The sequence below is a fragment of the Algoriphagus yeomjeoni genome (assembly GCF_049821175.1).
Taxonomy (GTDB): domain Bacteria; phylum Bacteroidota; class Bacteroidia; order Cytophagales; family Cyclobacteriaceae; genus Algoriphagus; species Algoriphagus yeomjeoni_A.
On record NZ_CP187512.1, the window covers coordinates 1,264,297 to 1,290,830 of the forward strand.

The 26,534-nt window shown below is 37.7% G+C and carries 22 protein-coding genes and 1 tRNA gene; 12 read left to right on the forward strand and 11 right to left on the reverse strand.

Features of this window, described 5'->3' with window-relative positions:
- Positions 1–11 precede the first annotated feature (11 nt).
- The gene (locus ACPUEN_RS05175; protein WP_425639043.1) at positions 12–1,238 is read right to left on the reverse strand and encodes a HupE/UreJ family protein; all 1,227 of its coding nucleotides are present in this window, start codon (positions 1,236–1,238) and stop codon (positions 12–14) included.
- A gap of 138 nt (positions 1,239–1,376) precedes the next feature.
- Between ACPUEN_RS05175 and ACPUEN_RS05180 the strand changes: the two genes are divergently transcribed.
- From ACPUEN_RS05180 to ACPUEN_RS05225, 10 genes are all read left to right on the forward strand, one after another.
- Positions 1,377–2,459, forward strand: coding sequence for an ornithine cyclodeaminase family protein (locus ACPUEN_RS05180; protein WP_425639045.1), 1,083 nt, complete (start codon positions 1,377–1,379; stop codon positions 2,457–2,459).
- Positions 2,460–2,548: 89 nt separating this feature from the next.
- Positions 2,549–4,789, forward strand: a complete 2,241-nt coding sequence (locus tag ACPUEN_RS05185) for a TonB-dependent receptor (RefSeq protein WP_425639047.1) — start codon at positions 2,549–2,551, stop codon at positions 4,787–4,789.
- Between the two features lie 4 nt (positions 4,790–4,793).
- The gene (locus tag ACPUEN_RS05190; RefSeq protein ID WP_425639049.1) at positions 4,794–5,939 is read left to right on the forward strand and encodes an acyl-CoA dehydrogenase family protein; all 1,146 of its coding nucleotides are present in this window, start codon (positions 4,794–4,796) and stop codon (positions 5,937–5,939) included.
- Positions 5,936–7,468, forward strand: a complete 1,533-nt coding sequence (locus tag ACPUEN_RS05195) for an amino acid adenylation domain-containing protein (RefSeq protein WP_425639051.1) — start codon at positions 5,936–5,938, stop codon at positions 7,466–7,468. Before ACPUEN_RS05190 ends, ACPUEN_RS05195 begins: the two co-directional genes overlap by 4 nt.
- A 21-nt stretch (positions 7,469–7,489) precedes the next feature.
- Positions 7,490–8,251 (forward strand): phytanoyl-CoA dioxygenase family protein, encoded by a 762-nt coding sequence (locus ACPUEN_RS05200; protein ID WP_425639053.1) that lies wholly within the window; start codon positions 7,490–7,492, stop codon positions 8,249–8,251.
- Complete coding sequence (locus ACPUEN_RS05205) at positions 8,251–8,478, forward strand: phosphopantetheine-binding protein (RefSeq protein ID WP_425639055.1); 228 nt, start codon at positions 8,251–8,253, stop codon at positions 8,476–8,478. Before ACPUEN_RS05200 ends, ACPUEN_RS05205 begins: the two co-directional genes overlap by 1 nt.
- An 8-nt stretch (positions 8,479–8,486) precedes the next feature.
- Entirely contained in the window at positions 8,487–12,605 is a 4,119-nt protein-coding gene (locus tag ACPUEN_RS05210) for an amino acid adenylation domain-containing protein (RefSeq protein ID WP_425639057.1), read from the forward strand.
- A gap of 81 nt (positions 12,606–12,686) precedes the next feature.
- The gene (locus ACPUEN_RS05215; RefSeq protein WP_425639059.1) at positions 12,687–14,153 is read left to right on the forward strand and encodes an SLC13 family permease; all 1,467 of its coding nucleotides are present in this window, start codon (positions 12,687–12,689) and stop codon (positions 14,151–14,153) included.
- Between the two features lie 539 nt (positions 14,154–14,692).
- Complete coding sequence (locus ACPUEN_RS05220; RefSeq protein WP_425639061.1) at positions 14,693–16,087, forward strand: sensor histidine kinase; 1,395 nt, start codon at positions 14,693–14,695, stop codon at positions 16,085–16,087.
- A 24-nt stretch (positions 16,088–16,111) separates the two neighbouring features.
- The gene (locus tag ACPUEN_RS05225; RefSeq protein ID WP_425639063.1) at positions 16,112–16,792 is read left to right on the forward strand and encodes a LytR/AlgR family response regulator transcription factor; all 681 of its coding nucleotides are present in this window, start codon (positions 16,112–16,114) and stop codon (positions 16,790–16,792) included.
- Positions 16,793–16,844: 52 nt separating this feature from the next.
- Here the strand turns inward: ACPUEN_RS05225 and ACPUEN_RS05230 are convergent, their stop codons facing one another.
- Positions 16,845–17,717, reverse strand: coding sequence for an AraC family transcriptional regulator (locus ACPUEN_RS05230; RefSeq protein ID WP_425639065.1), 873 nt, complete (start codon positions 17,715–17,717; stop codon positions 16,845–16,847).
- Between the two features lie 363 nt (positions 17,718–18,080).
- Entirely contained in the window at positions 18,081–18,467 is a 387-nt protein-coding gene (locus ACPUEN_RS05235; protein ID WP_425639067.1) for a hypothetical protein, read from the reverse strand.
- A 467-nt stretch (positions 18,468–18,934) separates the two neighbouring features.
- Between ACPUEN_RS05235 and ACPUEN_RS05240 the strand changes: the two genes are divergently transcribed.
- Positions 18,935–19,612, forward strand: coding sequence for a fibrobacter succinogenes major paralogous domain-containing protein (locus tag ACPUEN_RS05240; protein WP_425639069.1), 678 nt, complete (start codon positions 18,935–18,937; stop codon positions 19,610–19,612).
- A 373-nt stretch (positions 19,613–19,985) separates the two neighbouring features.
- On the opposite strand, the gene ACPUEN_RS05245 is transcribed toward ACPUEN_RS05240, so the two are convergent.
- The 6 genes from ACPUEN_RS05245 to ACPUEN_RS05270 all read right to left on the reverse strand — a co-directional run bounded on the left by ACPUEN_RS05245 (position 19,986) and on the right by ACPUEN_RS05270 (position 24,018).
- Positions 19,986–20,270 (reverse strand): GIY-YIG nuclease family protein, encoded by a 285-nt coding sequence (locus ACPUEN_RS05245; RefSeq protein ID WP_425639070.1) that lies wholly within the window; start codon positions 20,268–20,270, stop codon positions 19,986–19,988.
- Between the two features lie 113 nt (positions 20,271–20,383).
- Positions 20,384–20,668 carry a GIY-YIG nuclease family protein gene (locus ACPUEN_RS05250; protein WP_425639072.1) on the reverse strand — a complete coding sequence of 95 codons (285 nt, stop codon included), beginning with the start codon at positions 20,666–20,668 and terminating at the stop codon, positions 20,384–20,386.
- A 113-nt stretch (positions 20,669–20,781) separates the two neighbouring features.
- Positions 20,782–21,066 (reverse strand): GIY-YIG nuclease family protein, encoded by a 285-nt coding sequence (locus ACPUEN_RS05255; RefSeq protein WP_425639072.1) that lies wholly within the window; start codon positions 21,064–21,066, stop codon positions 20,782–20,784.
- A 59-nt stretch (positions 21,067–21,125) separates the two neighbouring features.
- Positions 21,126–21,198 (reverse strand) — tRNA-Thr (locus ACPUEN_RS05260).
- A gap of 99 nt (positions 21,199–21,297) precedes the next feature.
- Positions 21,298–23,400 (reverse strand): DUF349 domain-containing protein, encoded by a 2,103-nt coding sequence (locus ACPUEN_RS05265; protein ID WP_425639074.1) that lies wholly within the window; start codon positions 23,398–23,400, stop codon positions 21,298–21,300.
- 48 nt (positions 23,401–23,448) lie between these two features.
- Complete coding sequence (locus ACPUEN_RS05270) at positions 23,449–24,018, reverse strand: YqgE/AlgH family protein (RefSeq protein ID WP_111611034.1); 570 nt, start codon at positions 24,016–24,018, stop codon at positions 23,449–23,451.
- Between the two features lie 103 nt (positions 24,019–24,121).
- Here ACPUEN_RS05270 and pdxH point away from each other — a divergent pair, with 103 nt between their 5' ends.
- Positions 24,122–24,754 (forward strand): pyridoxamine 5'-phosphate oxidase, encoded by a 633-nt coding sequence (gene pdxH / locus ACPUEN_RS05275; RefSeq protein ID WP_425639076.1) that lies wholly within the window; start codon positions 24,122–24,124, stop codon positions 24,752–24,754.
- Here pdxH and bshB1 read toward each other — a convergent pair whose 3' ends face one another.
- Both bshB1 and ACPUEN_RS05285 read right to left on the reverse strand, forming a co-directional pair.
- Positions 24,755–25,474 (reverse strand): bacillithiol biosynthesis deacetylase BshB1, encoded by a 720-nt coding sequence (gene bshB1 / locus ACPUEN_RS05280; RefSeq protein WP_425639078.1) that lies wholly within the window; start codon positions 25,472–25,474, stop codon positions 24,755–24,757. It lies immediately after the preceding gene.
- A gap of 12 nt (positions 25,475–25,486) precedes the next feature.
- Positions 25,487–26,530, reverse strand: a complete 1,044-nt coding sequence (locus ACPUEN_RS05285; protein WP_425639079.1) for a peptidoglycan DD-metalloendopeptidase family protein — start codon at positions 26,528–26,530, stop codon at positions 25,487–25,489.
- Positions 26,531–26,534 lie beyond the last annotated feature (4 nt).

The following is a 26,534-nucleotide window of genomic DNA, read 5'->3' on the forward strand; positions in this document are numbered from 1 at the left end:
ATTCTAAACTACTAAAGGATTCCTTTTTCGAGTAACCAAGTATGGATTTTCATGTCATAGCCGAAAGCTCTCTCAATAATCCAGTAGGTAGAAATTGCGATTAGCAAGAGTGAGAATCCTACTACAATGATGTAGTAAAGTTTAACCCTGCTCAATAAGAATAGGATCGGAAATGCAATTAGAATTATTGCTAACTGACCTAATTCTACACCAATATTAAAACCTACCAATGAATAAACCAGGTACTCGCCTCCTCTGGACTGCTCAGCCAAAACTGATGCAAATCCGAAACCATGAAATAAGCCGAAGATCAAGATGATCAACCATTCCTTTTTATTCAGAAAGGGAACAATATTGTGAAATGCTGCCATACCTATAGATATAGCGATGATAGATTCCACTAATCTGGATGGCAAATTTACAAGTTCTAAAGCGGCCAAACTGAGCGTGACCGAATGAGCCAAAGTGAAAATGGTGATGATTTTAACTACTGAAATTAGAGCAATCTTGAAACTTTTTTCAGGTTCAAAATCCGTGTATTTGATGCCAAGCCAGCGTCTTTTTGGATCTTTTGGCCTGTAGACAATGACTGATGGAATCAGCAGAGCAATTAGAAAAAGAATGTGGTCTAACCCGATCCAAATGTGGTAAACACCGGATTTTACCATTGCCAAAAAGCCAGTCAATACCGAGCCTTCTTCTATATCGAGCGTTTGATTTGGGTTGGAGGTGCCAAAAATCAAGGAAGGAAGGGATTCATTAGCTAAAACGCCTGTTTTCCAATTTCTCTCAATATGTAGCAAGGACTCATGGCTACTTAACTCTTCTACAAAAATCTGATTATAGACCTCAAGTTCAGAGGGCACAGTGTCCATATTTTCAACCTTAAAATTAAATAGAAGAAAATCGTCATCTTTTAATTCCAAGAGACCTATTTCCGTAAAAGTGAGCGCGTGATCTCCATTTACCGAATTGAATTGTAAATGATCTGTAAGGTACTTTGTGATTGCTTGGACCTTTGGGTCATTTTTATCTGGAATAGCTCCATGAGCAAAATCATAGTTAAAAACTTCTTTTATATCAGACTTCTTCAATTCTACCCGACAATCCATTTGACCCTCATATATACTCAAATAAATGTAATTCTGATTTGGTCTGTGGGCCTCTACTCTCAAAACGCTTAGTGTAAAAAATACCAAGAATAGAAAACATGTTTTAATAAAATTAGTTGTTGTCATGGAATGGGGTTTGGATGAGTTCTTTAAGACAAATTTATCTTGAAAATGTTTAGAAATAAGTTCAATTTGTTGACTCTAAAAAACTGAATTGGCCCAAGAGATCAAAATTATTATAAGCCTACAGGTAAAATTAATTAAATGAAGAAGAATCAGGAGAGTATAATTATTGACAGTCACGCGGTAAATCAGATTATAAATACGATAGGTCTAAACCAGGTGATGGATAAGCTTATAGCCAACTTGGAAAAAGCACTGTTAGGCTATTCAAAAGATGAAACTGAAATTCCAATTCGATCAGGATTCAACTATAAAAAACCCTTTCTTGGCTTAGTAGAGTGGATGCCGGTGATGAAAAAAGGTGAAGACGTTTTAATAAAAGTTGTTGGGTACCACCCTGAAAATCCAGAAATTTTTAAGATTCCAACCATTTTATCAACCATTTCATCTTATGATGTTCATACTGGACATTTAAATTTTTTGGTAGATGGGGTATTATTGACAGCCCTTCGCACGGGAGCTTCCAGTGCTATCGCCAGTAAAATGATGGCTAAAAAAGACTCTAAAGTTTTGGGAATTATTGGTTGCGGAGCACAGTCAGTTCCACAGATTCATGCCATTTCTAGGCTTTTTGATATTGAGGAGATTTTAATTTACGATACCGACCAACCTTCCATGGAAAATTTGGAAGAACGAATTGCACCAATAAATCTTGGAATTTCACCACAATCTTCAACTGTAGCTGACATAATTTCAAAATCAGATATCGTTTGTACTGCTACTTCTATTGCACCTGATAAGGGTCCACTTTTTACTGAATTTACGGTCAAACCTCATCTTCACATTAATGCTGTTGGAGCAGATTTCCCGGGGAAATTTGAGCTACCTAAGTCCCTTTTAGAATTAGCCAATGTATGTCCTGACTTTCTAGAACAAGCAATTTTAGAAGGGGAATGTCAGCAGCTTAAATCATCGGATATAGGTCCTAGCTGGATTGAATTGATTCAGGATGAGAAATTGAAAAATAAATATCAGAGCGAATTAAGTGTTTTCGATTCTACTGGTTGGGCTTTGGAAGATCAAGTAGTCGCAAAACTTTTTTCTGACTACGCTCAAGAGTTAGGATTAGGCACTAAAATGAATATAGAATCTTATTCTTCTGATGAAAAAAATCCTTATGGAGTTTTCCTACCTCAACGGGTACAACCGGAAATTTTAGATTAAAACTTTAATTTTTCTCAAACAAAACTTACTGATTTGTGATTATTAGAAATTAAAAATCAATTTCCCTCCAATTATTTAACCTGTTTAATATGCTTAAAAATTTACTTTCCTTGCTTGCAATTGCCTTTGTTGGCGTTTTTTCTGCCCATGGGCAGGCGTTCAAAGGTCGGGTACTAGATAGTGGAAGTTCTCCTATCATAGGTGCTTACCTTATTCATGGTGATTCTGAGCATCATGCGCATACCAATGATTCTGGATACTTTGTGTTACCTGGAGTATCTGCAGGTGATACGCTACAAATCAGCCATATAGGATTTGAAAGACAAGTCTATGTGATAGAAGATTTGACAAAAGAAGTAACAATCAGAATGAAAGATGCTGCTATTGAGTTAGGTGAAGTGGTTTTCAGTCAAGACATAAATCCATTAAATACTTTATCTCGAATTGACCTCAAAACCAATCCGGTGAATACTTCTCAGGATATTTTAAGAAAAGTGCCTGGTCTTTTTATAGGCCAGCATGCCGGTGGTGGTAAAGCTGAGCAAATTTTCCTACGTGGTTTTGACATAGATCACGGTACAGATATCAACATCACAGTAGATGGAATGCCTGTAAACATGGTGTCCCATGCACATGGACAAGGCTATTCAGATTTACATTTCCTGATTCCTGAGACTATTGAGCGTGTTGATTTCGACAAAGGTCCATACAATGCTGATAAAGGTAATTTTGCGACAGCAGGTTATGTGAACTTCCAGACGAAAAGAGGCCTTGATAAAAGTTCTGTGAGTGTACAAGGTGGTAGCTTCAACAGCATGAGAACCGTAGGTCTTTTTAAATTAATTAATGATACAAAAAGTAATGCTTACATCGCAACTGAATATCTTTCCAACGATGGACCTTTTGAATCAAGCCAGAATTTTAGCCGCTTAAACTTGATGGGTAAATATGGGCTGACATTAGAAGATGGTAGCGATATCAGTTTGCTGGCTTCCTATTTCACCAGTAAGTGGGATGCATCAGGCCAAATTCCTGTTAGAGCAGTAGAAAGTGGGCAAATCACAGAATTTGGTGCCTTGGATGATACTGAGGGCGGTGTTACCAGCAGAATGAATTTGGCATTGAATCACACCAAGCTAGTAAATGATCGACTTTTTGTAAAAAACAATGCCTACTACTCAACTTATGATTTTGAGCTTTTCTCGAACTTCACCTTTTTCCTAGAAGATTCTATCAATGGAGATCAAATCAGACAGCGTGAAAACAGAGCTATTTTCGGAGCTGAAAGTCAGGTGACCTACACAAATACATTTAGTGGTGGTGACTATGCACTTCAGTTTGGTGTAGGGCTTAGAAATGACTTTATCCGCGACAATGAATTAGCCGGAACCAAAAACAGAGATAGCGTGAGGTTTGTGACTCAGCGTGGAGATATCACCGAGTCGAACTATTACAGTTATGTGAATTTTGACTTATTTCTGAACAAACTCCGAATAAATCCTGGAATCAGAGTAGATTATTTCAAGTACCTCTATCAGGATCAATTGACACCTGAATACGATCCAGCTTCCCTAACCGCAGCTGTTGTCAGTCCGAAACTAAATTTCATATACACAGTGAATCCTAGCGTTCAGGTCTTTTTAAAGTCAGGCATAGGTTTTCACTCCAACGATACCCGTGTGGTTCTTGAAAGACCTAATAATGAGTCTATTCTTCCGAGAGGCTTTGGAGCTGACTTAGGTGGTAATTTCAAGCTTTCTCCTAGACTCATCGTCAATGGTGCTTTATGGTATCTGGGATTGGAGCAGGAGTTTGTTTACGTGGGTGATGCCGGAATTGTAGAAGCCGGTGGCCGTACTGCACGTAGAGGGGTTGATTTGGGGCTACGCTGGCAGGCAAATAACTGGATTTATCTTGATGGTGATTTCACGTATTCCTACGCCAGAAGTATTGACGATCCTGAGGGAGATAATTTGATTCCTTTGGCTCCAAGAATTACTACGACTGGAGGATTGAGTGTAGAGAAAAATGGATTTGCTGGTGCTCTCAGAGCGCGATACTTGCAGGACAGACCTGCCAACGAAGATAATTCGGTAGTTGCTGAAGGATATACTATTTTGGATTTGAATGCGAGTTACAGCTTCAACAACTTTACCGTAGGTTTTTTCATCCAAAACTTATTGAATTCAGATTGGAAAGAAACTCAATTTGATACGGAATCTAGAATCCGACTTCCAAATGGACAATTGGAATCTTCTCCAGTGAGTGAAATCCACTTTACGCCTGGAACTCCGTTTAATTTCACAGGATTTGTCAAATTTTCATTTTAATTGAATGGAATTTAGTTGGAGCCCCGCGCAATTACAATTACGCCAAGAAGCTATATTATTCTCCGAAGCAAACCTGAATGAGGATGTTTCACAAAAAGAACAGAATAATCTTTTTCCGCTAGAAGAATGGAAAAAGTGTGCTGAATTCGGAGTTCTAGGATGGCCTTTTAGCAAAGAATATGGTGGCAGTGGATTTGATCCACTGACCACTGTTCTTATGCTCGAGGGCTTAGGCTATGGCTGCAAAGACAATGGCCTCCCCTTTTCTCTCAATTCCCAGCTTTGGAGTACTCAAGTGGCTATAAATGCCTTTGGAACAGAAGAGCAAAAGCAAAAATATCTCACAAGACTTATTTCGGGAGCTATTGGTGCTTTCGGTATTACTGAGGAAGGATCTGGTTCAGATACGTATGCCTTAGAAATGACTGCTGAGAAAGTTGATGGAGGCTACATCTTAAATGGAGAAAAGCATTACATCACCCTTGCTCCTCTCTGTGAAATAGCGGTCGTTTTTGCGACCACGAATATCAAATTAGGCAAATGGGGAATCACAGCATTTATTGTGGATACCACAATGGATGGATTTACTAGAAGTGAGGTTCGTGACAAAGTCGGTATGCGAACCACTCCTATGGGAAATCTCTACTTAAAGAATTGCTTTGTGCCGGATGAAAACAGACTAGGGAGAGAAGGTTCTGGACTTAGTCTTTTCAGCTCTGCGATGGAATCTGAGCGTGGATACATCTTTGCAAGTCAAATAGGTAGATTGGAGAAACAATTAGAGCTTTCAATAGCTTATGCCAATACAAGAATGACCTTTGGAAAAAGTATTGGGAAAAATCAATCCATTTCCAATCGTATAGCCAATATGAGGCTTCGTCTGGAAACCTCAAAAATGCATCTTTACAAAGTCGCTTACCTGGATCAGCATGACTTGCCTTTGATGAAGGAAGCAGCCATGGCCAAATTATATATCAGTGAAGCATTTGTAGAATCAAGCATGGATTTTATCCGGATATTTGGTGCCAAAGGAGTTGTAACAGAATATGAAGTTGAGCGTGATTTACGTGATGGTTTAGGCGGATTGATTTATTCTGGTACTTCAGATATTCAGAGAAATATAATTGCCAAATTAGATGGCTTATTATGAATTCAACAACTGAAATATTAAGTAGACTCGTATCTGAAGTTGCTTCCGCAACTCCTAATAAGGTTGCTTTCAGTAGTGTTGATGGCAAGATTACCTACGGAGAGTTAGACAGAAAGAGCAGCCAACTGGCAAATTGGCTTGTTACCCAAGGTGTGAGTAAGGGTGATCGCGTAGGAATACTTATCGAGAAAAATATTTTCACTGCTTATGCTATCTACGGAATTCTAAAGGCAGGTGCTGTACTTGTGGCCCTAGATCCAAGTCAAACTGCTGAAAGAATTGACGCTATTATTGCAGATTGTGATATTGAAGTGATTATTTCAATCTCTGCACATCAACGTATTATTAATCAGATAAATACAAAAAAATTAACTGTATTAGGGTCTAATCAAGGTTTCTCTTGGGAAGAAGTTTTTACCCAAGCTAGCGATACAACTTTAGAATTAACCATTAAATCTTCTGATCAGGCTTATATACTTTATACTTCCGGATCCACGGGGGAGCCAAAAGGAATTGTCCACACCCACGCCAGCGGTATGGCTTATGCAAGGCAATCCTCACGCCTTTACGAAGTATCTCCAGACGATGTAATCGGGAATGTTGCATCACTTCATTTTGATCAAAGTACCTTTGGCTATTTCTCCGCGATGTACTCTGGTTGCAGTGCTTATATTTTCGGAACTAGCGAATTGGTGATGCTAGGTAGCTTTTGCGAAGCTGTTAGAGCGAATAGCATTTCAATACTATATTCAGTTCCATCCCTTTTCATTTCTTTAGTTTCAGGTAATTTTGATCTCAACTTCCCATCAGTAAGATGGATCAAATACGGCGGAGAGTCTTTTCCCCCTAATAAATTAAATGAATTGCAAACAAAGGTTCCTCAGGCTAGGCTTTCTAATGTGTACGGTCCTGCAGAGGTAAATCAGTGTACTTATTTCAACTTTAAGGGTCCAGTTGATCCGGAAAAAGAAGTGCCAATTGGTCGAGTTTGGGATAATACCTCCTACTTGATTTTGAATGAAAATAATCAGCCCGTCCAGCCAGGTGAGCAAGGAGAATTATTGATTCACTCTGCCACCATGATGTTGGGCTATTGGAATAATGATCCTTTGAATGAAAAGTCATTTTATCTAGCCAACATTGAAGGAAACCAAATTAAATTTTACAGGACAGGGGACTTCGTTTATTTAAACAGAAATGAAGAACTTGTCTTTGTAGGCAGAATGGATAGACAGGTGAAAATTAGTGGAATAAGAGTAGAACTTGGCGCCATAGAGCAGGTTTTCAGAAAATGTGAGGAAGTAAAAGATGTGGCTGTTTTCACGTCAAAATCAAATGGAATGAGAGAACTTTGCGCGGCTATAGTTCTAGCAGAAAGTTCCTATGAACTAGAAGACCTAAGGAAAAAGCTTTTCAAACTATTACCTAAATCAAGTATTCCCAAACACCTTTTCGCAGTGCAATCCCTACCTCATTCGGATAATGGCAAAGTGCATTACAGGAAGTTGGAAAAACAGTTTTCAAATTGAAATACCCTCGCTTTAAAATTTATGCTTAGTCAGGATCAAATTAATCAGTTCGAAAAGCAAGGCTTTCTACATCTAGCTAGTTGGTTGGAGGGAGAAAAACTTGAGCAAGTAATTCAGGCTATTGAAAAAATAGAGCAAATGGATGGCCCCGAGTTTTTTAGAGAAAAGACTTCTAAGAAAATCAGGACTGTGTTTGCACCGGAGAAATTCGATTCCTCTATTTTGGATCTAATTAAGAATTCTCCCCTTCCTCAGGAAATAAAGCAGCTTTTAAAGTCTGATTTTTACCTTTTCCAATCAAAACTCAATACAAAAGCCTGCCTCGAATCGGGTGTGTGGAGTTGGCATCAGGATTTTAAGTTTTGGAGGGAAGATGGAATGTTGGAGCCAAAAGCTTTAACTGTTGCGATTATGCTCACTGATGTAGATGTGGCAAATGGACCGATCTTGGCCATTCCCTCCTCTCAACAAGAAGGTGAGGTAAACTCTTACCTGAATAACCCTGATGGTGTGCATGATGAGAATCTGAAATATATGATCAGTCAAAGTACCTTAGCCAGTATGGTGGATAAGTATAGTCCAATTATTCCATTTACAGGAAAAGCAGGTGATGTCCATATTTTCCACTGTAATTTGCTTCATAGCTCGTACCAAAACATGGGTGTGGTGGATAGAAAACTACTTATGTTTACCTTCAACCCTATCGAAAATATCCAAGAAGTCTCAGATCCTAGACCTGAATACATGGTCAAGAGAGACACATCAGCAATAAATCCAAACTAATGCTCGAACAAATTACAAACTATATAAATAAGGAGATTGATATTCTCGTCACCCAAGAAGAGGAGTTGCTTAGTAGTGGATTGATAGATAGCATTACTATTATGAAGCTTATTGCTCATTTGGAGGAAACATATCAGATCAAAGTTCCACCTCAGGATATGGTCATTGAGAATTTCAATACCGTTTCATCTATTAGAGATTACATTGCCCAACAGCAGAATAAATAATAACCAGATTGCAACTATCAAAGGATTCGAGCACTAGCCTCACAGGAAGTCAACAAAGTATTTGGGCAAGTCAAAAAATCAACCCAAGCTCAACAGCAAATTATCTTCCCCATACATTTGAGTTTAGCGCTGCTATAGACCAAGAAGCTTTTAGCAAAGCTTTCAATCAACTTATTGCGCAAAATGACAGCCTAAGAACCGTCTTTCAAGAAGATGAAGATTCTAATGTGGTACAAATCGTTTTGGACACCATAGAATTTATTTTATCTGTAGAAGAACTAGGTGAGCAAGACTCTGATTCTTTTATCAATCGTCGGGTACAAACTCCCCTAGATCTACAAATCAGATGCTTTGATTCGATTTTACTGAAGGTCAGTGATGATAAGTTTATTTGGTACCTCAATATCCATCATATTCTTGCCGACGCTTCCACATTCAAAGTGCTTTTTGATGAAATGTCTAAGCTTTATGAAGCTGAGTTAAAAGGTGAAAAAATTGAAGTCAATAATAAGACAAGCTTTGAATCTTATCGAGAGTTTGAATCCAAAAAAAGAGAAGACAAGAATACCACAGCGGCAGATTACTGGAAATCCAAAGGACAATTTCCAAGTAAGAGCTTAACGCTTTATGGAAACCAAAAAAACTTATCCAATACTAAAGCTACTAGAGTAAGAATCCCCTTTTCTGAAGATTTGAAGGCACTTTTTGAAGAAAAACTTACTACCGATGGCTATCGCTCTTTTAACCCAGATCTGACAAAATTCACTATCTGGGCCACTCTATTTACAGCATTTATTTCGCGTATAACGGGTGAGTCTGTAATAAGGATTGGAAGCCCCTTCCCTAATCGAAACCTAAGCAAATTCAAGAATACAGCAGGACTACTTATTGAAGTGCTCCCAATAGACATCCAGGTAGATACTGAGGACACATTCAAAAGTCTATTTGAAAAGGTTAGGCAGGAGTTATTTGACTTTTTCAAGAATGGTTATCCTGGTGCACAGACCATGGAAAGTTCTCGGGGAATCCACCTGATCGTAAATTATATCCCACTTTATTTTGGGGATTTTGGCACTATTCCGACAAAGACTAATTGGCTTTTTCCAGATCAACTAGACTCCAGTCATCAGGTGCGTTTTCAGGCTTTTGATTTCAACAATCAAACTAATCTGGATTACTATTTCGATATCAATGAGGCTTACTTAACGCCAACTCAGGTAGAGCTTCTTCCTCATCACTTTGAGAAGCTAGTTGAAGGATTTATTGCTGACGATCAATCAAAAATCACTGAAATAGGCTTAGTAACTTCTCAAGAAAAGGACAAGCTAATTTCAAATGGTGATTTCGAAAAGCTAGCTATTCCATCTCTCGATGATTTGCTCAGAAGCTCTATTGAACAGAATTCAAATGATACTGCATTAGTGCTTGCAGATGCTAGGCTCAGCTACCTAGAGCTTGATAATTTAGTGAAAAAGACAAGTCAACTCCTTAAATTTAAAGGAGTTAATCCACAGGATATAGTGGTACTTCACAAGCAAAGATCTATAGAGTATGTGCTATTCGTTCTCGCTGTCTTAGACTTGAAAGCAACATTTGTCCCTGTCCCTGTTGATCTTCCCAAAAAAAGGGTCGAAGGTATTTTGAAGGACTTAAAGCCTAAATTGATCATCAGTGCATCACAGGAATTTGATATCGATCAGCCGGTTATTGATATAAGCCTTGAGGAGATTAGCTTCCTTGAAACAATAGATCAAGAATTGTTAACAAAAGGTGATCTCGATAGATCTGCCTATATTTTATTCACTTCTGGTTCTACGGGTGTTCCCAAAGGAGTTGAAGTAACTTTGGCTTCTCTTTCAAACTATGTAACCGAGGCGAAAAACCTGTACGGCAGAGCTGAGGCGGTTAGTATGCCTTTCTTTACTTCAATCGGTTTTGATTTAACTATTACATCTATTTTTTTGCCACTAATCACGGGTGGTACGATCGACATTTATCCTGAAGGTAAATCTGGGCCAGATGTTTCTATTTTGGAAGTCATAAAAAATAAGGAAATAAACACTATAAAGCTGACCCCTTCTCATGCGAAAATCATTCAGGAAAGTGCCTTAAGTGAATCCAATATTAGAACTGTGATTTTCGGAGGGGAAAATCTTGAAACAAGTCTTGCAAAATCTATACAATCGAATCTTTCAGAAGGCTCCGAAATATTCAATGAATACGGCCCAACTGAGGCTACTGTGGGTTGTATTGTACATAAATATGAATCTTCTGAAGAAAGCAATTCTGTTCCTATTGGCAAATCAATTGCTGGTTGCTACTTCTATATTTTAGACGATGGATTGAATCCGGTGCCTCAGGGAGTACAAGGTGTTTTGTACCTAGGCGGTAGTGTTTTAGCGAAGGGATATTGGAATAATGCTACTCGAACAGCTGAGTCATTTATTAGTGACCCTTTTCAACCTGATCAAAAAATCTATAAAACTGGAGACTTGGTACGACTCAATGCTTCAGGGATTTTAGAATATTTCGGTAGAGTGGATGAGCAAATAAAGCTCAATGGAGTCAGAATTGAAGCTGGAGAACTTGAAACATTAATGAATCAATTCTCTACTATTGAGGAGGCCCATATTGTGGTGGCAGATTCGAATATTGATTTGTTTGAAGCTCCAGATTTTCATTGCAAAAACTGTGGGATTCCTTCGAACTATCCGGATGCTGTTTTTAATGAAGAAGGTATCTGTAATCTCTGTGAATCCTTTGAGGAATATCAAAAAAACGTTTCCTCCTATTTCAAATCCATGGACAACCTCAAGTCAGAGATTTTGGGCTTGTCCAACCATGGGGAAAAAGAGTATGATTGCTTAATGCTACTAAGTGGCGGAAAAGACAGTAGCTATGCGTTGGCAAAACTGGTAGAGCTTGATCTAAAAGTTCTTGCTTGGACCTTGGACAATGGTTTTATCTCGGATAATGCCAAAGAGAACATCAACAATACAGTCACAAAACTTGGTGTAGATCATATCTATGGGCGCACAGATGCCATGAATGCAATATTCAGGGATAGCTTAGAGAGGCATCAAAATGTTTGTAATGGTTGCTTTAAAACTGTTTATACGCTCAGTACCCAATTAGCCTTGGAGAAAAATATCCCGGTTATTGTGACAGGTCTATCTAGAGGTCAATTTTTTGAAACAAGACTGACAGAAGAACTTTTCCTAAAGGATCATTTTGACCCAAAGGATATTGATAAAATCATCCTTGAAACCAGGAAATCCTATCATAGAAGCAAAGATGCAGTCAGCGAATACCTAGATGTATCGATGTTTGAGACTGATGAAGTATTCAGCAAGGTCTCTTTTGTGGATTTCTACCGCTTCAGTGATGTGAGTCTATCCGAAATGTACGAATACCTGGAACATACAATAGGCTGGCAGAGACCTAAAGATACTGGGCGTAGTACAAATTGTATTATCAATGATCTCGGGATTTTTGTCCACAAGAGGAAAAAGGGATATCATAATTATGCCTTTCCGTATAGTTGGGATGTACGAGTTGGGCATAAAAAACGTGAAGAAACGATCGATGAGCTAAATGATGAGCTTGGAGCTGAATCTATCAAAAAACTCATGACAGATATTGGATTGGAAGAGCAAGATAATTCCAAAGAGATCAGGGCCTATTTCAAAGCATCCTCCCAGGTCAATAAAAATGAGTTGGTGGACTATCTGAAGGAATATTTGCCAGCTAATATGATTCCTTCATCCTTCATTCAAATCGACTCCTTTCCTTTAACCTCCAATGGTAAAGTAGACAAGCAGGCTCTTTTGAGAAAAGAAACCAAAAGCGCCAGTCCAAAATCTACACCTATAATAAAACCAAAAAACAAGATTGAAGAACTCGTTCATAGTACCTGGTGCACAGTTTTGAAAATGGATGCTATCGATGTTACAGATTCCTTTATCCCTCTAGGCGGAAATTCTCTTTCGGCTATTCGTATCGTTTCACTTTTAAGTAAACGTTTGAATCTGGAGATTTCTATCCAAGACTTTTTTGAGCAAGATTCAATCAGGAAACTTTCAGCTGGTATAGAAGGAGAGATAAAAAAGCGAATGGGGATTTCATAAGGTCAGAAAATTTAACTTTTGAGACTCCAATTTTTTCACCGGCAAAAAATATGTCTTGAAAAGTTTTAGCTTTAAGGCTTTATGAAAATAAATCTTAAATCATTAGGGCTTTACTTTGGGCCATTAGCTTTTATAATAATCAATTTTTTTGTTGAGTTCAATGGCTTAAATGCGTCTGCTCAATCTATGCTAGCATTAGCCGCTTGGATGGCAATCTGGTGGATTTCTGAAGCCTTACCTATTGCAGCAACTGCTTTTCTCCCATTGATATTGATGCCCTTACTAGGTATTCTGCCTATCGCTGATGTGTCTGAAAACTACATGCATCCTACAGTACTGCTATACATGGGGGGATTTTTGTTGGCTACTGGAATTGAAAAGTGGAGCTTACACCGCAGAATCGCTTTAAATATTATAAATCTCATAGGAACAGATCTACGAAAGATCGTGCTGGGATTTATACTTGCCACCGGAATCCTTTCGATGTGGATATCAAACTCTGCAACTTCTCTTATGATGTTGCCTATTGGCTTAGCTGTGGTAAATCAGTTTAAAGATCAACTTGGCTCCTCGAAACTTGCTATTTATGAAAATCTTGGTAAAGCCATCATGCTTGGAATTGCCTACAGTGCATCCATTGGCGGCGTGGCAACTCTGATCGGAACACCCACAAATATCATTTTAGCCAGTGTAGTTTCAGACTTGTATGGCTATGAAATTGGCTTTAATGAATGGATGTTATTTGGCTTGCCTCTTTCTGCAGTGATGCTTTTTATATGCTGGTATTACCTAGTGAATTTTTCTAATCCCCTACCCGCCCGCTTTAGTTTAAGTGATGGGAAAAGTATTATTAAAACTCAGTTAACTGCTTTAGGTAAAATTTCTTATGAAGAAAAAATGGTGATGATCGTTTTTGGTTTGGTGTGCTTTTCATGGATTACCAGATCATTCCTATTACAGCAATTTTTACCCGGCTTGGATGATACGATTATAGTACTGATTGGTGTAATAGCCTTGTTTATTATCCCTTCTTCAAAAGATGGTGAACGTATTTTGGATTGGAAAACAGCAGAGCGAATTCCATGGGGAGTATTGATCCTTTTTGGTGGTGGTTTAGCTTTGGCGGCTGGCTTCAAAGAAACCGGCCTAGCTGAATGGATAGGAACACGATTTACCTTGATAGAAGGCATTTCCTTCTTCCTTTTACTAGTGATTATCATTGCTTCTGTCAACTTCCTTACCGAGGTGACATCAAATGTGGCTACTGCTTCCATGTTGCTTCCAATACTTGCGTCAGTGGCAGTGAAGCTTGATTTGCATCCTTTTGGATTGATGGTTGGTGCTACCTTGGCTGCAAGCTGCGCATTTATGCTTCCTGTGGCAACTCCTCCAAATGCTGTTGTTTTTGGTTCTGGCTATCTGCAGATGAAGGATATGGTTAAGGCTGGATTTTGGCTGAATATCATTTCGATCATTCTAGTGACTTTGATGGTGTATTTTGTTCTTCCTGGGATGTGGGGAATTGACTTGTTGAGCAATCCTTTTTGATTTGGGATTTACGAATTGAGATTTACGGCATTTCCGTAGTTAGGTAGATCAATTTGTTCTTCAGGCTTTGTAGTAATTCCATACTTCATTATTCGGAATTTATTATTCAACATTCATTGTTACTAGTAAGTCAATGTCGAAGAGTCAAGCTGAGCGAAGTCGAAACCTAGATTTTTTTCTTAAACCTCAATCAAAATCCCTAAATGTTTGGCCTATAAAACTTGCTCCACTCTCCATTGATCTCGGAAATCCAAAATCGTAAATCCCAACTTCTTATTCATCCCCCGAATTCCCCATTTCGTCCCACACTTTTGCAAAGACTTACAGGCACCACTATTCTTGTCCTATCAATTAGGAAGAGAATTAATGAACACCAAGAAAGTCTTTTATTTGCTGATCCTTTTAGCGCTTATTTATAACATCATACTGATGTTTTCGGTAGAAAGCGTGGAGACCGAAAGTGCAGAAAAGATTACCTTGAACATTAAGACAAATCTGATTGAATCAAAGTAATTCAACCAGTTAATTATCAATACGATATGAAATCAAAAAGTTATGTTTTTCGGAATATTGAATGGTGGGTCGTCACCCTCATTTTTATCATCATCGTGCTCACCAATATCATGGATGGTGTTCATTATGGGCAGATTGAAAAGTTTCTAGGGAAAGTATTTATGCCCGTTGTTGTCTATATAGGCTTTTACCTGATGCACTTAGTGATAATACCGAAGTATCTAAGAGACAGAAATGTTGTTCAATTGGTACTTTTCAGTATTCTGACAGCAACCGTAACTGGGGCTTTTTCAGGAATTTGTGCTGCGGGAATGGATTCTGATATAGAACGGTTTTTTAGCTTCTATTTTAGCATTTTAGCCCTCTATCCTGGCTATCTATTGACTGTGATACTGGTAAAAAAGATGCTATTGCCGCCTGTTTTCAGGGACTTTCAATTGTATAATGGCGTCAGGCTATTTATGTTACTCGTATTTTCAGTGGTATTTTTGATAGCCTCTAAGATTTTCGTTAACTCAGGGACCTACATTATACTATTCATAATCTTCCCAAGTATCATTTTCTTTGTCTTATATAATTATCACCTGCTTTACCGAAACAAGATGGCAGGAAATATCAAAGCTTATCGCTGGTTCCTCTGGGGATTGATGGCAGTTATTTCTATCGTGTTTTTTATTATTGCTGTGGAAAATAATGCAGAGGAAATCTTGCTTTTTGGAGTAGGTATGATCCTTTTACTGCTATTCGTGGTATTCCCACTTTCTAATCTGGTTTTTAGAAAATACGAAGATTATATTGGTAAAATTGACACGCTTTCAGTACAAGTAAATCAAAGCACTGCCAACCTGAGTTTCCTTCGCTCCCAGATCAATCCACATTTCCTTTTCAATGCGCTGAACACGCTCTATGGAGCGGCTTTGATGGAAAATGCAGAAAAGACATCCGATGGAATCCAGAAGTTGGGCGATATGATGCGCTTTATGCTTCACGAAAATCAGATGGATAAAATCCCTCTTACCCGGGAAATTGATTACCTGAAAAATTACTTGGATCTGCAGATGCTTCGCTTCAAAAATGAGTCAAATCTGGATGTGGAGATCAAATTGTCTGATGATGTCTGCGAGGGAAACATTGCACCGATGTTGCTGATTCCTTATGTGGAAAATGCCTTCAAACACGGTATCAGCACCAAAAGCAAGTCTTGGATAAAGATAAACCTGAGGTGTTTACAAGGTTCAGTTCACTTAGATGTCGTAAACAGTATTCATCCCAAAAAGCAGACGGAAGATCCACGCGATGAATCAGGCATAGGATTGGAAAATGTCAAGAGCAGGTTGGCTCATTTCTACCCACAAAAGCATAACTTAACCATCGTAGCAAACGATACAGAACACTTCGTACACCTTTCTGTTCAGTTGTGAAACGGCTAAACAAAACATTAAATAATGATTAATTCAATCGCGATAGACGATGAAAACATGGCCTTGGAGGTGATAAAATCTCACGCTTCCAAGGTCCCTTTTTTGGAACTCAGAGCCACTTTTACAGATGCTGTGGAAGGTTTGGAATACTTAAAGGCTAATCCTGTAGACTTGGTATTCTTAGATATCAATATGCCCGATATTTCTGGGGTGGAATTAGCGGCTCTTTTACCAAAAGAAACTCAAGTGATCTTTACCACGGCCTATTCAGACTATGCTGTTCAGGGATTTGAATTGGATGCCATCGATTATTTATTGAAGCCTTTTAACCTTGTGAGATTCCTGAAAGCATGCCAAAAAGCGCAGGAATGGATACAATTACAACCGGGAAACAAGCAGCAATCTCTTTACATCAAAACCTCTGAAGGTCAAGTCAAAGTTAAGTTTAAAGACCTTTTCTGCTGTGAGGCTACCGGCAATTATGTGACTTTTCACCTGAGAAATGAAAAGCTAATAAGCAGAATCACTTTGGCCGAAATAGAAAAAGAGCTTCCCTCCTCTTTTATTAGAACCCATCGCTCCTATATTGTCAATTCTGATTTAGTGGATAAGGCTGAAAGACACCAACTGATTCTGGAAGATCAATCTTTCCCAATTAGTTTATCTTTTGTTGATGAAGTAATGGGGCATTTTGAAAATAGCTGAGTCCAAAAGATAAAATATGGTCGGCGAGCTGTCTTAACTTCGTATTTCTTGTTTATAAAGGTTCAATAAAATCCTTTTTATAAGCCATTGGAGTCTTTCCTATTCTATCTTTAAACTGCTTGTTGAAATTTGACAGAGTAGGAAAGCCACTTTCATAGCAAACCTGACTGATATTCAAATCTTCATCCTGCAGTAACTTGCGGGCATTGCTAATACGTACATCACCTACAAAATCGGAAAAGGATTTATTTACCCGGGTTTTAAAATAACGGCTAAAAGCACTTTCAGACATATTAGCTATAGATGCAACATCACTCAGCGTGATTTTTTCTTTGAAGTTTTTAAGCACATATTCCAATATTTCAGAGATCTTATCCTTTTCATGTGCTGTATAATTGCTTTTATAGTCTGTATTGGTAATTGGATGTAATTCGGAACTATGTGCCAATACCTCAAGAATCTCTAATAGTCCTATGATACTTGCTCCTCCCTTTAGATGAACCAACTCTTTCATCATCTTCATCACCTTTTTATTGGTCTGACCAGTAACTTCAAGGCCTCTATCTGCCCGGGCAAGAAGTTTACCTATCTCTTCAAATTCCTCTTTTTGCAAAGCATCTTTACCTAAGAAGCTCTCTGGAAAATAGATTACGATATCATGCGTATCTAAATTATTTTCTGGATCAAAATAAGCATTATCACTCCTCCATACATGTGGAAGATTAGGACCGGTCAGGACTAAGTCACCTTCTTTGAATGGCTTCATATGATCGCCAATGTAACGAGTCCCTCTTCCTTTTAGAATGACATTAAGCTGATATTCTTCATGTGAATGCCAATATTTATCCAGATATGATTCCCGCAATTCCCTAATAACAAATACTTTGTTGCTAGGGATTTTTGATTTCTGCAATGGCTTTTTCATAGGTTATAGCTGATTTACTCTATATATTCATAGATATCAAGTCATAATTAATCATAATTCAGTCATAATTCAAGCTTATAGTACTTTTATTACGGAATTATTTTATAAAAATTCAATTTTCTGAAGTCTTCAAGCATCATCATTTTGCTATACTTTCGACAGGTGATACATCAAGCTAGTTGTATTATTTAACTTAAAAAATAGAAGATAGTTCTAGGCTAGCCGAATAAAAATAGATCTGAGGCACTAGAAAAAATTAACCAAGACCAATTACTTAAAACTTTCCACAAACAAAAAGGTGATAGAAGTTCTATCACCTTTTTGTTGTTTAGATTTTGGGTGTTTTTACCTCCTTTCTTAACCTTACTTACTTTCTTCTTTGACCCTTGTACCTTCCGCATCAAACATGCCTAGAAGGTCCCCTTTGGCGTTGTCAGCATCTACTTTTTTCAGAAATAAGGTAACATCGTATCCGCTAATGTTAAATGATGTATTGATTACATCACCATTAATAGTAGCAGAACTCATCTTTTTCTCTTCAGTGGCACCTTCTTCTAGAAAATATCCTGTGGTCTTCCCGTCAATTGTTTCAAACCGAATAGGGATTGTAGCATCACCTTCAGGAGTACCTTTAATTAAAACATTCCACTTGCCTTCAAAATATTCCGGTGAGGAAACTGAAGCAGCAAGCACAAAGCTGAGGGAAAGCATGAAAATGATGCTTGACAAAATAAGTTTATTTGATTTCATAGGTGATTTGTTGATTAAATTTTTCTTCTCTCAATATACAGAAAACATAACGTGGTATTTTGAATATTTCCTTGGATTTATTCCATTGATATGAGACTAAATCAAATAAAGTATTGGTGATTTAATTATTGAAAGAATATTCGGTACCTTATCTAGACATGAAGTTTGACCTATTTGATAATCCCTATACTGCAACTTATATAAATTCACTTTACAGCCAAGTAATCAGGAAAGACAATAACGTTGCCATGCATCAGAGCTACCTGTCAATCCTAAATTCAATCAGAAAATAGCCATCAGCAACCGAAGAGTGAGCATAGCTGCATTTTGGATATTCCTTACCACTAACTTCTGATGAATTCGATAGATGCCAACAAATAATGAAAGCTTCAATTGATAAGGAAATATGGATATAGTATCAATTCAGGATACTCAACTAAGAACATTAGAATTCTTAAAATTAACTTATGACTAAATTACATCCACTGGCTTTAATATTTTTACTGTTAATATCTTGTCAGGAGACAGAGGAACCGCGTTTATCCGACATTCCGGAAAATGGTATTGAAATAGGTGATCAGATATGGATGAAAAAAAATCTAGGAATAAAGAAATTCAGAAATGGTGATGATCTCTTTCATGCTACTAATCAAGCAGATTGGGAAAAAGCTTATTTAGAGAAAGTACCTGCTTGGTCTTATTATGAGAATTTAGAAGAAAATGGAAACGTCTATGGACTAATCTACAATTATTATGCAATTGTTGATGGAAGAGAGTTAGCCCCGGACGACTGGAAAATCCCTTCGATTTCAGATTGGAATACCCTGTTTAATTTCCATGGAGGAATTCTCGAAGCAGGGAAAAAACTAAAAAGTACTGAGTATTGGATAAATAGACCTGGAAGCAATACAAATGGATTTAATGCGCTTCCTGGAGGTGAGCGATACATTGGTGGTTACTTTGGCTCAAAAGGGGTAATCGCTTCCTTTTGGACATCTACCACTGAAAATTCTGGCGATATAATAACTGTAGGAATTTCAGACCTTTCTGAAGACTCTAAAATTTTTGTTTCTACATCAAATGCTGCCTATTTTTCTCCTTCACAGGAACTTCCTGGCTATTATTTGAGATGTATCAAAGACTAGTAGTCGTTGAACTCTATTTATTGGTTTTTATTGTGAATACAAGAGGTTTTTTGACTACCTAAAAACCATGCTTGAATAAACATGTTTCCCAGATATTCAGACTGATCCGGTAAAAGTAAGCTGTGGTAGTCCTTTTCTTCCAATCCTTTTTTCAGCAAAGAAAATGGATTTAGTCAAATCCCCCAACTTTTAGGACTGATCCCATTGGACCTCTATTTATTGGTATCTAGGTTGAAAACTAGAGAAGAAAAATGAATCTTAAAAGACGCGCTAAATGCCCTAAAATACAAAAAGGGAAACATTTCTGTTTCCCTTTTTGAGCCTCCTATCGGGATCGTCCCGATAACTATCGCGGACAATGACCTACTGATATTTACTTATACCTTAGGAGTAATTTTTCAGTAATTTCTGGGTACTTTTTAATATTCTCCAAATAAACTCTGGATTTTGATTTTTTGATATGAGATTCTATTCTAACCGCCTGTGCCCTAGTTTCACATTCCAACGAAAAATATAGGCTCCAATCATTTGTAATTTTGGTAGAAGCAGACTGAAAAATATGTGAATTATGCTCTTCAATTCTACGACCAAAATCTTCCGATTGACCAATGTAGAATTGATCTACTTTTACTGAATACAGGATATAGACAACAAACATATAAGTAACGTTTGATGCCCTAAAATACAAAAAGGGAAACATATCTGTTTCCCTTTTTGAGCCTCCTATCGGGATCGTCCCGATAACTATCGCGGACAATGACCTACTGATATTTACTTATACCTTAGGAGTAATTTTTCAATAAATTCTGGGTGCTTTTTAATATTCTCCAAATAAACTCTGGATTTTGATTTTTTGATATGAGATTCTATTCTAACCGCCTGTGCCCTAGTTTCACATTCCAACGAAAAATATAGGCTCCAATCATTTGTAATTTTGGTAGAAGCAGACTGAAAAATATGTGAATTATGCTCTTCAATTCTACGACCAAAATCTTCCGATTGACCAATGTAGAATTGATCTACTTTTACTGAATACAGGATATAGACAACAAACATATAAGTAACGTTTGATGCCCTAAAATACAAAAAGGGAAACATATCTGTTTCCCTTTTTGAGCCTCCTATCGGGATCGTCCCGATAACTATCGCGGACAATGACCTACTGATATTTACTTATACCTTAGGAGTAATTTTTCAATAAATTCTGGGTGCTTTTTAATATTCTCCAAATAAACTCTGGATTTTGATTTTTTGATATGAGATTCTATTCTAACCGCCTGTGCCCTAGTTTCACATTCCAACGAAAAATATAGGCTCCAATCATTTGTAATTTTGGTAGAAGCAGACTGAAAAATATGTGAATTATGCTCTTCAATTCTACGACCAAAATCTTCCGATTGACCAATGTAGAATTGATCTACTTTTACTGAATACAGGATATAGACAACAAACATATAAGTAACGTTTGATGCCCTAAAATACAAAAAGGGAAACATATCTGTTTCCCTTTTTGAGCCTCCTATCGGGATCGAACCAATGACCTACTGATTACAAGTCAGTTGCTCTACCAGCTGAGCTAAGGAGGCTTATTCCCTTATTGTGATGCAAATATAGCCGTTCACTTTATTTGCTCCAAACCCTCAGAAAAGAAAAATCCTATCTTCCTTATTCTGAGTGAGAAAAATTTAAAACTCCCTTAATATTGACAGCTTACTCTTCAATTTTTCGATCTCTTCTTCTGCTTTTTGAATCTTCACATCAAACTGATCTTTCAATTTATCAGCAGTCTTGGAGGCTGCAAAGAATTCCAAATTGTTTTTCCACAAGGTGATGTTATTCTCCAATTCAGAAATTTGCTTACGTATTCCGTGTTCTTTTTTATTCAGTGTTTTTACAGCGTTTGGATCAGATTGTAGTCTATTCAAGTTTAACCTGAACAAGAAATCTTCTCTACCTTCACCCTCAGGACTCAACTTCTCTAAGTAAAGATCAACAGCGGTTTTGAATTGTGCCTGAATCTCCTTCATAGACTTTCTTGGAACGAAGCCAAGGTCATTGAACTCCCCTACTAACTTGGTCAAAGCATCCTCAGAAACTTCTCCACTTTCAGCGGCATCTGTGATCTGCTTGCAGATTGCCTGCTTGCTTATTAGATTCGCTTCGTACTCAGCATTAGATGCCTTATTAGAATCTCTTCTATTATCAAAGAAAGTATCACAGGCAAGTTTAAAACGCTTGTAAAGACTATCTCTACTTTTTTCTGGGGTTGGACCAAGCTTCTTCCAATCTTGCTGAAGTTTCACCAGCGCATTGGCTGTATTCTGCCAATCAGTATTGTTTTTTAACTCCTCTGCTTTGGTAATTAATTCTTCTGCTTTAGCTTGGTTTGCAGCTCGGATCTCATCAAGTTCTTTGAAGAATAGATTCTTGTTATGGAAGAATTGCTTAAATGAAGCCCAGAAAGATTTATTAATCTCCTTACCGGATTCTCTCGGAACTGGACCTATTTTCTCCCAATTCTTCTGAATTTCCAAGATTTCTTTAGTCTTGGTATTCCACTCACGAATTCTATCTGCCTTAAATTCAGCAAACGGCTTCAAAGATTCAATTAGTGCTTCTTTCTGATCCTGATTTGCTTTGAACACTTCTTTTTGACCTTCATAGAAATCCTTTCTACGATCGTAAACTGCATCAGAGGCAGCTTTAAATTTCTGCCACAATGCCTCTTGCTCTTCCCTTGGAACTGGGCCTATATGCTTAAATTCCTCATGAAGCTCGTTCAGCGCTTTGATTGCATCTTTAAGATCTTTCACGTCTTTTAATGCAACGGCTTTATCAACAAGCTCCAATTTACTTTCTAGATTTTTCTTACGATCGAGCTCTTTTAACTCAAAATAGATACTTCTATTATCATAAAAGCGGTCCATCAAAGCATTGTAACTTGCCCAAAGGCTTCTATTCTGCGATGCTGGTACTTGACCAATACTTTTCCACTCCTCTTGTAAGGCTTTTATCGTCGCCATACTTAAAGTAGTTTCCTCACCGTCGACTAGATCTCTAAGTTTATTTAGCAACTCTGTCTTCGCCGCCAAATTGGATTCTTTTTTCTTTTCTGCTTCTTTGCGAAGCGCACCTAGTTGATGACGATATTCGTAATAATACGTATTGAACTCCTTTTCTTCGTCACTTGGTCGGAAATCAAAATCGTCTTCTGCTCCTCCTTCAGCTTTAAATTTCTCTAAAGCTTCATCCTTTTCCTTATGCGTATATTCATCAAAAGCTGCCTTGATTTCGTGGACAAGCTTGTCAATTCTATAGATATTCTCTTGCTTAACCTTACTTTTTAGTAAAGCCACAAGTTCTATTTTAGAAAGTGTAGAAACATCAATCCCCTCTTCATGATGATCGTCTTCATCATCCTCTGAATCACTGTCTTCAGCTTCAGAATCAACTTGTTCAGCAGGCTCAGGGGAAGTTGATTGCTCTTCTATTGGAGCTTCTTCTACAGCTTTTGGAGACACAGCTGCAGGTGTAATTGGAGCTTCGGCAATTTGTTCTTCAATAGCCTCTACAGGTTCATCTGCTTCTACAGATTCCTGAGTTGATTCAGCTTCCACATCGTTCTCCGGAGTTGAGTCTACCTTTGGTGAAGTTTCTGTTATCTGATCTTCCGTAGTTTCTTCGTTAGTTTCAGATTTAATTTCCTTTGCGATACCCTTTACCTCTTCAGAATTGGAGGCTTGAGTCACCTTGTCCTTGTCGGACAAATCATTACTTTTATCAGTCATAAAAACAGTACTATTAGGCGGCAATATGCGCAAAAGTAGGGATTTTGCCTAATTTAATCTTGGATCTAGGGGATAATTTGCTATTACTTTAAACTCTCCTCCCATATTCTTGAGTAGGTTTTTCCAGAGCTCTTCTGGTGTAAAATCAAAAGTTTTCTCATCCAGATTTTCTCTACAAATAATCCAAGTTTCCTCTGATAATTCATCATCCAATTGATCGGAACCCCATCCACTATACCCTAGAAAAAAACGTACTGACTCAGGGTCAAAGAGTCCAAGTTTTAATTTCTCAACTAAAGAATCATAGTCTCCTCCCCACCATATATTTTCTCCCAAAGAAATACTACCATCCAATGCCTTTTCCCCGACATAGATAAAATGTAGGGTATTCTGTTCTACTGGCCCACCTACAAATACTTCTTTGTCCAAAAATCCTAGGGCTTCTACAAGTTCCCCCAATTTAAGTATTGATGGTTTGTTGATAATGAGACCAAAACTACCTTCTTCGGAATGTTCACAAAGTAAAACCACAGAGCGAACAAAATTTTCGTCTTGCAAAAATGGCTCGGAAATTAGAAGATCACCAGCCTTAGGGTTACGTTGTTCATCTTTACTCATTCGCATCTAAATTCTAAATTCTTGAAAAATATAGATCATAATTTTTTAAATGCAATGGCTATGGTAATTTTATATCAAAGAATTTATTGATTATAAACCATCTATGGACATCTCAGCAATACGTAAAGATTACACCATTAAATCTCTGGATATCAGTGATGTAAATGTAAATCCAATCATCCAATTCAAAGCTTGGTTTGAAGAAGCTGTAATAGCTCAAGTTCTCGAAGTTAATGCTATGACTGTTTCTACAATTGGCTTAGATGGGGCCCCAAATGCCAGAATTCTTCTATTGAAAGGCATCGATACCGGTTTTGTTTTTTTTACCAACTATTCTAGCGAAAAAGGAAAAGAACTTGAAAATCACAGTTTAGCTTCTTTAACATTTTTTTGGCCCGAACTTGAGCGGCAAGTGAGAATTCGTGGAAAAATTGAAAAAGTATCAGCTGAAGAATCAGATTTATATTTTTTCTCTAGACCTATAGGTTCACAAATTGGAGCCTGGGTATCACCACAAAGTCAAGTAATCGAATCAAGAGCAGACCTTAATCATCGGCTAACAGTGTTCGAAAAACAGTTTACTGAAAATAGTATATCACGACCACCACACTGGGGCGGATATAGATTACTTCCAAATACAATCGAGTTTTGGCAAGGCAGACCGAGTCGACTACATGATCGGATAAAATATGTACAGAAAGGCGATAATTGGGAAATCGTAAGATTGGCTCCCTGATTACTTTAGGTTAAAAAGATTATCACTTCCAATCATTCGTTCTACTGTGAAGCCTTCACCATATTTCACTAGAATCTTGTGCCCAAATTCCCGAGCTCTAGCTTCTATGAAGGGCAGAAATTCTGGATCTGAAATGAAACTTGCTGGTTCTTCGCTGGATGGATCGTAAAACTGCGATTGGAATGCTAGAATACTATCAATTTTCGTTTGCCAATGCGGCGTAATATCCATCACAAAATCAGGCTCTATGTAATTGTTTTGAATGTAGTGATAAACAAATTTTGGTCTCCACGCCTCTTGATCCACCCCGTTTAGTTGGGTTTTAATCTTACGAAGTCCACTCATAAAGCATGCTGTACTAGCCAGTTTAGAGCCTTTACCATGATCAGGATGCCTATCTGAAACGGCATTTGCCAATACAATCTCGGGTTGATATTTTCTGATCATCTCGATCAATTTCACTTGATGAAATTCATCATTTTGAAAATAAACATCCTGAAAACCTAAATTTTCCCGTGCAGACAATTGTAAAATTTTGCTTGAAGCTTCGGCTTCCTGAAGGCGAATTTCAGGAGTACCACGTGTCCCCATTTCTCCTTGAGTAAAATCAACAATTCCAACTTTATGTCCTTTAGCTACGTGGGATGCAATTGTACCAGAACAACCTAACTCAGCATCATCGGGGTGTGCGGAAAAAACTAATATATCCAGCTTTGTCATTTTTTACTTTGGCTAGCGAACACGGAGGTTCTGTCCTATTCTTAATATTGTACGAGTTGAGATTCCATTTAACCTAGTTAGCGCACTTACAGATACGCCATACTTTCTGGCTATAGATCCCAAATTTTCCCCCTTTTTTACTTTGTGGTACGCATTTGTTCTCGCTTGAACTATATTACCAAAAAGCGCAGGGGTTATTAAATAATTTTGGCTTCGGATTTTATATTCCGGAAAATTGTAAACTTTTTCAGCATCAAAGGCTAAGCCTCTATAGCGGAGTTCATAATGTAAATGTGAACCAGTACTTCTACCCGTATTCCCTCCTTTGGCTATTAAATCACCTGCTTTTACTTCTTGCCCAATATCCACTAGTTGTTTGGATAAATGACCATAAAGAGTTTCTAAGCCATTTTTATGTCTGATAACAATATAATAGCCATAGCCATATCTATCGTAAGATTTCACTCGGACGATACCATCAAAACCACTATAAACGGGGTCTCCGGTATTCAAATCCAAATCTGTACCGTAATGCCATCTTCTCCATCGGTAACCATATGGAGAAGTCACTGGAGTTGTTTCTAGTGGCATTTTCCAATTATATCCAAAAAACTCATCGTATAGACGAATATTTACTGAGTCAGTAAAGGTTTTTGGATCAAAATTATAAATATCAATTTTGTTTGAATCCCAGGAAGAATAATGCTCAAATGCTGTCACCCATATACTGTCAATTTGGATTTGCTCGGATACTTTTATCAGCTGATTTGTGGGTGCCCAAATCATAATATCCTGATCTTCACTTATGATAGACCTAACCCTACCAAGGTTTACATTATTTTCAAAAATAATAGAATCTGTTACGGACGATAATGACCTAAGATAGGATTCCTGATCAAACCCCCTCAGTTCGATATTCTTCCTTTCTTGACCTGCTCCAGCAGGTGGTGTCGTATTATTTTTCTTGATAATCTTTGGAAAAATTTGAGCATTGGCATTTAAAGCGCCAATGCTCAGATTTAAACAAAAGACTACAAATAGGATTGAATACCTCATCTAT

Bases quoted from the DNA above. Each gene is read 5' to 3' on its own strand.
- ACPUEN_RS05175 (WP_425639043.1), bottom strand. From the start codon at position 1,238: ATGACAACAACTAATTTTATTAAAACATGTTTTCTATTCTTGGTATTT.
- ACPUEN_RS05180 (WP_425639045.1), top strand. From the start codon at position 1,377: ATGAAGAAGAATCAGGAGAGTATAATTATTGACAGTCACGCGGTAAAT.
- ACPUEN_RS05185 (WP_425639047.1), top strand. From the start codon at position 2,549: ATGCTTAAAAATTTACTTTCCTTGCTTGCAATTGCCTTTGTTGGCGTT.
- ACPUEN_RS05190 (WP_425639049.1), top strand. From the start codon at position 4,794: ATGGAATTTAGTTGGAGCCCCGCGCAATTACAATTACGCCAAGAAGCT.
- ACPUEN_RS05195 (WP_425639051.1), top strand. From the start codon at position 5,936: ATGAATTCAACAACTGAAATATTAAGTAGACTCGTATCTGAAGTTGCT.
- ACPUEN_RS05200 (WP_425639053.1), top strand. From the start codon at position 7,490: ATGCTTAGTCAGGATCAAATTAATCAGTTCGAAAAGCAAGGCTTTCTA.
- ACPUEN_RS05205 (WP_425639055.1), top strand. From the start codon at position 8,251: ATGCTCGAACAAATTACAAACTATATAAATAAGGAGATTGATATTCTC.
- ACPUEN_RS05215 (WP_425639059.1), top strand. From the start codon at position 12,687: ATGAAAATAAATCTTAAATCATTAGGGCTTTACTTTGGGCCATTAGCT.
- ACPUEN_RS05220 (WP_425639061.1), top strand. From the start codon at position 14,693: ATGAAATCAAAAAGTTATGTTTTTCGGAATATTGAATGGTGGGTCGTC.
- ACPUEN_RS05225 (WP_425639063.1), top strand. From the start codon at position 16,112: ATGATTAATTCAATCGCGATAGACGATGAAAACATGGCCTTGGAGGTG.
- ACPUEN_RS05230 (WP_425639065.1), bottom strand. From the start codon at position 17,717: ATGAAAAAGCCATTGCAGAAATCAAAAATCCCTAGCAACAAAGTATTT.
- ACPUEN_RS05235 (WP_425639067.1), bottom strand. From the start codon at position 18,467: ATGAAATCAAATAAACTTATTTTGTCAAGCATCATTTTCATGCTTTCC.
- ACPUEN_RS05240 (WP_425639069.1), top strand. From the start codon at position 18,935: ATGACTAAATTACATCCACTGGCTTTAATATTTTTACTGTTAATATCT.
- ACPUEN_RS05245 (WP_425639070.1), bottom strand. From the start codon at position 20,270: ATGTTTGTTGTCTATATCCTGTATTCAGTAAAAGTAGATCAATTCTAC.
- ACPUEN_RS05250 (WP_425639072.1), bottom strand. From the start codon at position 20,668: ATGTTTGTTGTCTATATCCTGTATTCAGTAAAAGTAGATCAATTCTAC.
- ACPUEN_RS05255 (WP_425639072.1), bottom strand. From the start codon at position 21,066: ATGTTTGTTGTCTATATCCTGTATTCAGTAAAAGTAGATCAATTCTAC.
- ACPUEN_RS05265 (WP_425639074.1), bottom strand. From the start codon at position 23,400: ATGACTGATAAAAGTAATGATTTGTCCGACAAGGACAAGGTGACTCAA.
- ACPUEN_RS05270 (WP_111611034.1), bottom strand. From the start codon at position 24,018: ATGAGTAAAGATGAACAACGTAACCCTAAGGCTGGTGATCTTCTAATT.
- pdxH (WP_425639076.1), top strand. From the start codon at position 24,122: ATGGACATCTCAGCAATACGTAAAGATTACACCATTAAATCTCTGGAT.
- bshB1 (WP_425639078.1), bottom strand. From the start codon at position 25,474: ATGACAAAGCTGGATATATTAGTTTTTTCCGCACACCCCGATGATGCT.
- ACPUEN_RS05285 (WP_425639079.1), bottom strand. From the start codon at position 26,530: ATGAGGTATTCAATCCTATTTGTAGTCTTTTGTTTAAATCTGAGCATT.